This window comes from Bartonella clarridgeiae ATCC 51734 (assembly GCF_000518185.1).
GTDB classification, from domain to species: domain Bacteria; phylum Pseudomonadota; class Alphaproteobacteria; order Rhizobiales; family Rhizobiaceae; genus Bartonella; species Bartonella clarridgeiae.
Window position 1 is genome coordinate 412393 of sequence record NZ_JADC01000009.1, and the last position, 6414, is coordinate 418806.

General features: G+C 35.4%; 6 protein-coding genes. All 6 read left to right on the plus strand.

Annotated elements, in window-relative coordinates:
- Positions 1-3: 3 nt before the first annotated feature.
- Positions 4-1242: a flagellar basal body P-ring protein FlgI gene (locus tag T420_RS0102255; RefSeq protein ID WP_026501106.1), complete on the plus strand. Its 1239-nt coding sequence runs from the start codon at positions 4-6 to the stop codon at positions 1240-1242.
- A complete protein-coding gene (locus T420_RS0102260; protein ID WP_013544813.1) occupies positions 1239-1955 on the plus strand; it encodes a MotE family protein in 717 nt (238 codons plus the stop codon). The genes T420_RS0102255 and T420_RS0102260 overlap by 4 nt, the downstream gene beginning before the upstream one ends.
- A 16-nt stretch (positions 1956-1971) precedes the next feature.
- On the plus strand, positions 1972-2712 hold the full coding sequence (flgH, locus tag T420_RS0102265; protein WP_425351714.1) for a flagellar basal body L-ring protein FlgH: 741 nt from the start codon (positions 1972-1974) through the stop codon (positions 2710-2712).
- A 118-nt stretch (positions 2713-2830) separates the two neighbouring features.
- On the plus strand, positions 2831-3331 hold the full coding sequence (locus T420_RS0102270) for a flagellar basal body-associated FliL family protein (RefSeq protein ID WP_013544815.1): 501 nt from the start codon (positions 2831-2833) through the stop codon (positions 3329-3331).
- A complete protein-coding gene (gene fliP, locus T420_RS0102275; protein WP_013544816.1) occupies positions 3328-4080 on the plus strand; it encodes a flagellar type III secretion system pore protein FliP in 753 nt (250 codons plus the stop codon). The genes T420_RS0102270 and fliP overlap by 4 nt, the downstream gene beginning before the upstream one ends.
- An 855-nt stretch (positions 4081-4935) precedes the next feature.
- Positions 4936-6414, plus strand: a 1479-nt coding sequence (locus T420_RS0102280) for an autotransporter outer membrane beta-barrel domain-containing protein (RefSeq protein ID WP_081725926.1), incomplete at its 3' end; no start/stop codon positions are given.

The following is a 6414-nucleotide window of genomic DNA, read 5'->3' on the forward strand; positions in this document are numbered from 1 at the left end:
GTTATGCGTTTTCTTATTCGTTTTGTTTTTTCTTTTTTTGGGGTGGGTTTTTGGATTCTTTTTGCTTCAGCATTTGCAGATGAAAGCGGACAAAATACTGAACAATATAACTCTACAGCGGAAGCTGATGCTGCGTGGTTAGGGTCGGGTGGTAATCCTACACAAATGCATTATTCAGATTTGTCACGTTCAAGTGCAGTAGCACGGTTAAAAGATATTGCAGTTGTTCAGGGTGTTCGTTCTAATCAATTGGTAGGTTATGGTTTGGTGATTGGTTTGAATGGTACAGGTGACTCTTTACGAAATGCACCTTTTACAGAGCAATCTATGCGAGCTATGCTAGATAATTTGGGAATTAGCCCTCCTGCAGGTGCATCGCGTGCTAATAATATAGCTGCTGTTATTGTTACTGCTGAAATGATGCCCTTTGCAACTCCAGGGTCGCGGATTGATGTAACGGTTTCTTCATTAGGAGATGCAACATCTTTGCAAGGAGGAACATTAGTGATGACACCACTTCTTGGGGCGGATGGTAAAACCTATGCAGTAGCACAAGGCAATATGGTTATTTCCGGTTTTGGTGCCAAAGGGGTGGCAGAAAGTGTAACACAAGGCGTTCCTACATCGGGCCGTATTCCAAATGGTGCTCTTATAGAACGTAAGGTTGATGGCAATTTTAACCATAGTAACCAGATTATTATGGAATTACGGAATTCTGATTTTTCAACAGCAGTTCGTGTGTCTGATCTAATTAATATTTTTGCTAATAAGCGTTATAAACAACGGGTTGCTAGGGAACGTGATGCAAAAACTATTATTTTAAACAAACCACGCAATATTTCAATTACACGTTTTATTGCTGAAATTGAAGGATTACCTATTCCTACCGATGAAGTGGCACGTGTGGTTGTTGATGAACGTACAGGAACTGTCGTCATTGGTGAAAAAGTACGTGTTTCACGTGTTGCTATTTCACACGGTAGTTTAACAGTGCGGGTTACAGAGGAACCAAGTGTTTCACAGCCCAATCCTTTTAGTGAAACAGGCGATACAATTGTGGTTCCGAGAACATCAATTAATGTTGATCAATCGCCATCCAATATTGGTATTTTAAATGGCGTCGATTTAGATAATCTCGTTAAAGGATTAAATCAAATTGGTGTTAAACCAACAGCAATTATAGCAGTCCTACAGGCAATTAAAACCTCGGGTGCTCTTCACGCGGAGCTTGTTGTCCAATGATAAGATTACACTTTTATATTTTTTCTCTATTTATATTAATATTCATTGTTTTTCCAGTAGGGAGAGGATATGTAAAAAATTTACCTGTACCAAGTCCTGCGCCAGAGAAGATTTTTTCATCTGTAGAGAATGCAGAACAGGAATTAGTATCTGCTGAAGATCCTAAATTAAAAATTGAAACTGTATCTCATCCGTCAAATCAACCGAAGGAGACAACGGAGGCTGGTATAGAAACAAAAGCTCCTATTGTTTCATTAATAAAAGAAAAATCCGGAGGAAAATTTGGAGGGATATCTGGGACAAATACTGAAGAAGTAGAACGTTTTTGTAGCAATATTGGGAGCCAAGCTGCGGATGCTCGTTTTCAGTTACAGCATCGACAATTACAAGAATTGCGTGATCAAATTGGTGAACGTATAAAGATTTTAGAAGAAAAACAGAATGAATATAAAGTTTGGCTTGATAAACGCAATGAGTTTTTATCAATGGCAGAGAATTCTTTAGTTGAAATTATTAAGAAAATGCGTCCTGCTGCTGCAGCTGCTCAATTGGCTTTGATGAATGACCTCGTTGCAGCTTCGCTTGTACTTAAGCTAAGTCCTAAAGTATCGAGTGCTATTATGAATGAACTACCACCTGAAAAATCAGCTGAATTGACTCAGATATTAGTAAGCGCGCAACAAGTGTCGACAAAAAAGACACAAGCGCAATAGAAGTAAAGATAAAATAATGATGAAAATAAAGCAGATTAAAAATAAGAATAGCCACTCTTCTTTCTTGTGTTTAACAATTAGGTTCGCTCTCTTATCTATAACATTAGCCGGTTGTTCTTATAATGTGAAAGATTTTAATTCAGCACCAAATTTTTCACCAGTCCGTGCTAATTTAGGATATGCTTCTGGGAATGCAGTGAGCGTTTATCCACCAGCACCAAGTGAAAGTCAATATTCGCTTTATCGTTCAAGTGCTAATAGCTTTTATCGTGATCCTCGAGCAATGAAGCCGGGCGATGTATTGACTGTGCAAATTTTCATTAATGATCGTGCTAGTTTTAATAATAAAAGCGATTTAAAGCGTGATTCTGGTTCCAAATATACAATTGGAGCGGGATATTCATTTATGAATAAATTTGCTGGTAGTATTGAGGGTGAGTCATCGAGTCAATCTAAAGGGGATGCTAAGATAGAACGACAAGAAAATATTCGTTTGTCCATTGCGGCTATTGTAACAGATGTTTTGCCGAATGGTAATTTAGTCATTAATGGTTCACAGGAAGTTCGGGTTAATAATGAATTGCGTGTTCTCAATATTGCAGGATTGGTTCGTCCACGTGATATTTCAGGCAATAATATGATTGACTATGACAAAATTGCTGAAGCACGCATTTCATATGGAGGACGTGGACGTATGAGTGAAATACAACAACCTCCTTATGGTCAACAATTACTCAATCAGATTGCACCTTTTTAAGGAATGAGTATATAGGTTCTTTCTGATTTTGTTGTTCATTATCAAGAAATAGAAGATCATCAAAAGTAACTTTTATTACATTGTTTATGTGATGAGATTTATGTGACAAGGAATTTTTATGGCAGAAGAGCCGAAAAAAGAAGAAAGCATTGTGCAAAAAGAAAATAGCGTGAAAATCTTCCTGATTGTTGGACTTGTTTTGACATTAGTCGCTGCGATTTCTGGGTGGTTTTTAGGAGCATGGGTGAGTCGGGAAATGGTGCCAATTTCCAATAGTTCTAAAGAACCACCAGTAGTCAAAACTCCAGAGTATCTTGTTGCTGCAGATTCCCATGTTGTTATTTTACCTCCTATTTTGACCAATATTGCAATGCCGGAAAATGCCTGGATTCGAATGGAGGTTTCTTTAATTATTAAACCTAATGAGAATATTGAAGCTACTTTGACTGCTGACATATCAAATGATTTTTTGACGTTTTTGCGTCAAGTCACAATCGATCAAGTGAAAGGGCCATCGGGGTTAATGAATTTACGTGCTGATCTTTTAGATCGTGCTAGAATTCGTTCCGGTAATAAAGTAAGTAATATTTTGATTTCAAGTTTGGTAGTAGAACAATGAAGCGGCTTAGTGGTCTTGTATTGATGATATTGTTGTTAACGACAACAGGTGCTTTTGCTCAACGAGTAGGGACTGAAAATGTTAATAGTCTTGCTGGATTATTTTTTTCTCCTGGAGTGTCAATTAGTGGACGAATTGTTCAGCTTTTCGGTTTATTGACTGTTTTATCAGTGGCACCTGGTTTATTGATTATGGTGACCAGTTTTACCCGTTTTGCCATTGCTTTTTCGCTGTTGCGTACAGGTTTAGGATTACAAACGACACCTTCCAATCTTGTGATGATCTCATTAGCTTTGTTTATGTCCTTTTATGTAATGGCGCCGACATTTAATACAGCATGGGAGCAGGGTGTACAGCCTTTAGTAAATAACAAAATCAGTGAACAACAAGCGATAGAAAAAATTAGTCAACCCTTTCGAGAATTTATGATATCGCAGGTTCGTGAGAAAGATCTTGATTTATTTGTTGATCTTTCTGATTCTTCTCTTCAAGTCAAAACAGGTGCTGATGTTGATTTTCGAGTTTTAATTCCCGCTTTTATGATTTCTGAATTGCGTCGTGGATTTGAAATAGGCTTTCTCATTGTTCTTCCTTTTTTGGTGATAGATCTTGTTGTAGCCACGTTGACAATGTCAATGGGAATGATGATGCTGCCACCAACAGTTATTTCTCTACCGTTTAAAATTCTTTTTTTCGTATTAATCGATGGGTGGAATTTATTAGTTGGAAGCTTGATAAGATCTTTTTGAATATATTTTAAGATTATAACTTAATTTTGTTATATTTTTAATAAAAATCAGACTTCATAAAGTTATAATTTATTATTACAAGTATGATTTATTGCATGCGATTGTCTCATATATCTTGTTTTATTCTTTAGAGACACTATGACTATGGTAGCTGTTATATGTTAATAGCGTATATCCAAGAATAATATCATAATTTATAAATTTTTATTGAACATTTATCATTAAGTCTCTGGGACTAATCAGAGAAATGCTGTAGGCTATCAAACTAGCTGTATTCATTATTATTTAATCCAACATACTATACCGTTGACACTTCATAAATCTTTATATAGCTTTTTATTCTGACAAATATAAAAAGAGATCGCATTTGTTTCATAACAAATTCAGTTTCATTTGTGATTGTGCTCAAATAAAATGGTTGGTATAGCCTTAAATTTACAAGTTTAATGTTACTTTAGTAAGAAATTAACTATGTTATTTGCTTTGCTTTGCTCTTTTCAGAGGAAAAATTGATGTAAATAAGTAACACTTTTTGAAAATTTAATTCATTTTGAAACTAACAATCAACGAAAATTTTTAAGTTAATATACTTAAATTTCTTAGTTTATTAGGGTTTATTGCAAATTTTGCTATATTATGACACATAATCATCATAGTGATTAATAACTTTACATATATATTTTTATTTGTAAAAATCCTCTTTGAGTTTTTAAAAAAGGGTTTTTGTATATGAAATGGAAAATATTATGTACTGCTGTGGGATTTTTGAATTTCCCTTTAAATTTTAATTACATTCAAGCTGCAACTGTTACAGGCTCAAGCACTTTAACTTTTCAAAATTTAGAGAATAGGGTAGTGACTAGATCTCTTGAGGCTATGGTAAATGCAAGACATAAGATCACATCAGATTTGGTTGGAATTTACGCGGATGGTCAGGTTTTTAATGCTATGGGATATGATATAGGTGGAAAAGCACTGGCTGGCATAGTTTGCGATAATGGTTGTATGGTCAATATTAAAGATTCGACTGTGAATGTTTCTGGAATGAAAACTTATGGTATCATCCTCAAAAATACTAAACTTTTACAGACACAAAACAACAAAAGCAACATTATAACTAATAACCAGTATGTAAAGTATATAAATCATGTGAATATTTTTAATTCAAAATTTTTATCTCCGGAGACAGGTATTTATTCAAATGGACCAGGTGCTGTTACTCTTTATAATTCAGAGATTCGTTCTAATATTTTATTAGATGATCGATACGGGATGGATCCTTCCTATAAAGCTGTACCTACGATTTTGCTTGCAAAAAACTCCATTTTAGAGGGACGTGTAAGTAGTAAGGGAACAATATCTACTTTTATAGGTCTTCAAAACTCACAATGGATTATACCAACTGATTTGATTTGGGGGAAGAAAGTACGACCAGAATCCACTGTTAATGTGCTTAAACTTATCAATAGTTCTGTTATATTTGATAAAAAGGTCGATGGTGTTTATCAGACTTTACATGTAAAACCTGTAGAATCGGAGCAAACAAAAAGCGTGTCATCAATTGCTAGGCCTTCAAAATATATGGCAGTTGGTGATGCGAGGGTTTATTTCAATGTGGGCAGTGTAGATTCTGACAAACTTATAATTAAAACGGATGTAGTAGGTGTTACCACAGTTTATATTAATCACGTTAAAGATCCGGTACAAACTACAAGAGGGCGTAATACATCTATTGCTGCTTCACAGGAGGGAATTACACTTATTGAAGCTCCTGGGTCTATAAATGAAAATGCCTTCAAATTAGCGCATGGTTATATTACACTGAACGGTTTACCTTATAGGCATATCCTTAAAGCAATATCTGTACCTAGTAACGCTAAGACTGTAACTGAACCACCTACTAATTGGCATTTCAAATTGCAAAACACGTATCTTGATCCTCAATCACGAGTAAAAGCTCTTGTTCCGCAAATGGCAAGCTATTTAGTTATGCCTAACGCTTTATTCTCTTCTGGTATCTCTGATATTAATAATCAGAATAGAGTGTTGGCTGATATGCGAGAAAGATTAGTCTCAAGTAAAAAGAAGGGATCTCTCTTTTTATCCTCCTATGGCAACGTAGTAAACTTTTCATCTATCCGCAATCCGTTACAATATGGTTATGGTGCTGATATAGTGTATGCTGCTCTACAAACTGGTGTTGTGTTAGGTTCTTTTGAAAATGAAAATACCATTACACACTTCGGTCTGTTGGGAACCTATGGTAAAGTATCTTTTACTCCAAAAGATATGGAGGGCTCTGCGAAAAGTTCCCTTGATAAGTGGTCAGTTTCA

Coding starts and splice junctions, on each gene's coding strand:
- T420_RS0102270 (WP_013544815.1), top strand. CDS start 2,831: ATGGCAGAAGAGCCGAAAAAAGAAGAAAGCATTGTGCAAAAAGAAAAT.
- T420_RS0102255 (WP_026501106.1), top strand. CDS start 4: ATGCGTTTTCTTATTCGTTTTGTTTTTTCTTTTTTTGGGGTGGGTTTT.
- T420_RS0102260 (WP_013544813.1), top strand. CDS start 1,239: ATGATAAGATTACACTTTTATATTTTTTCTCTATTTATATTAATATTC.
- fliP (WP_013544816.1), top strand. CDS start 3,328: ATGAAGCGGCTTAGTGGTCTTGTATTGATGATATTGTTGTTAACGACA.
- flgH (WP_425351714.1), top strand. CDS start 1,972: ATGATGAAAATAAAGCAGATTAAAAATAAGAATAGCCACTCTTCTTTC.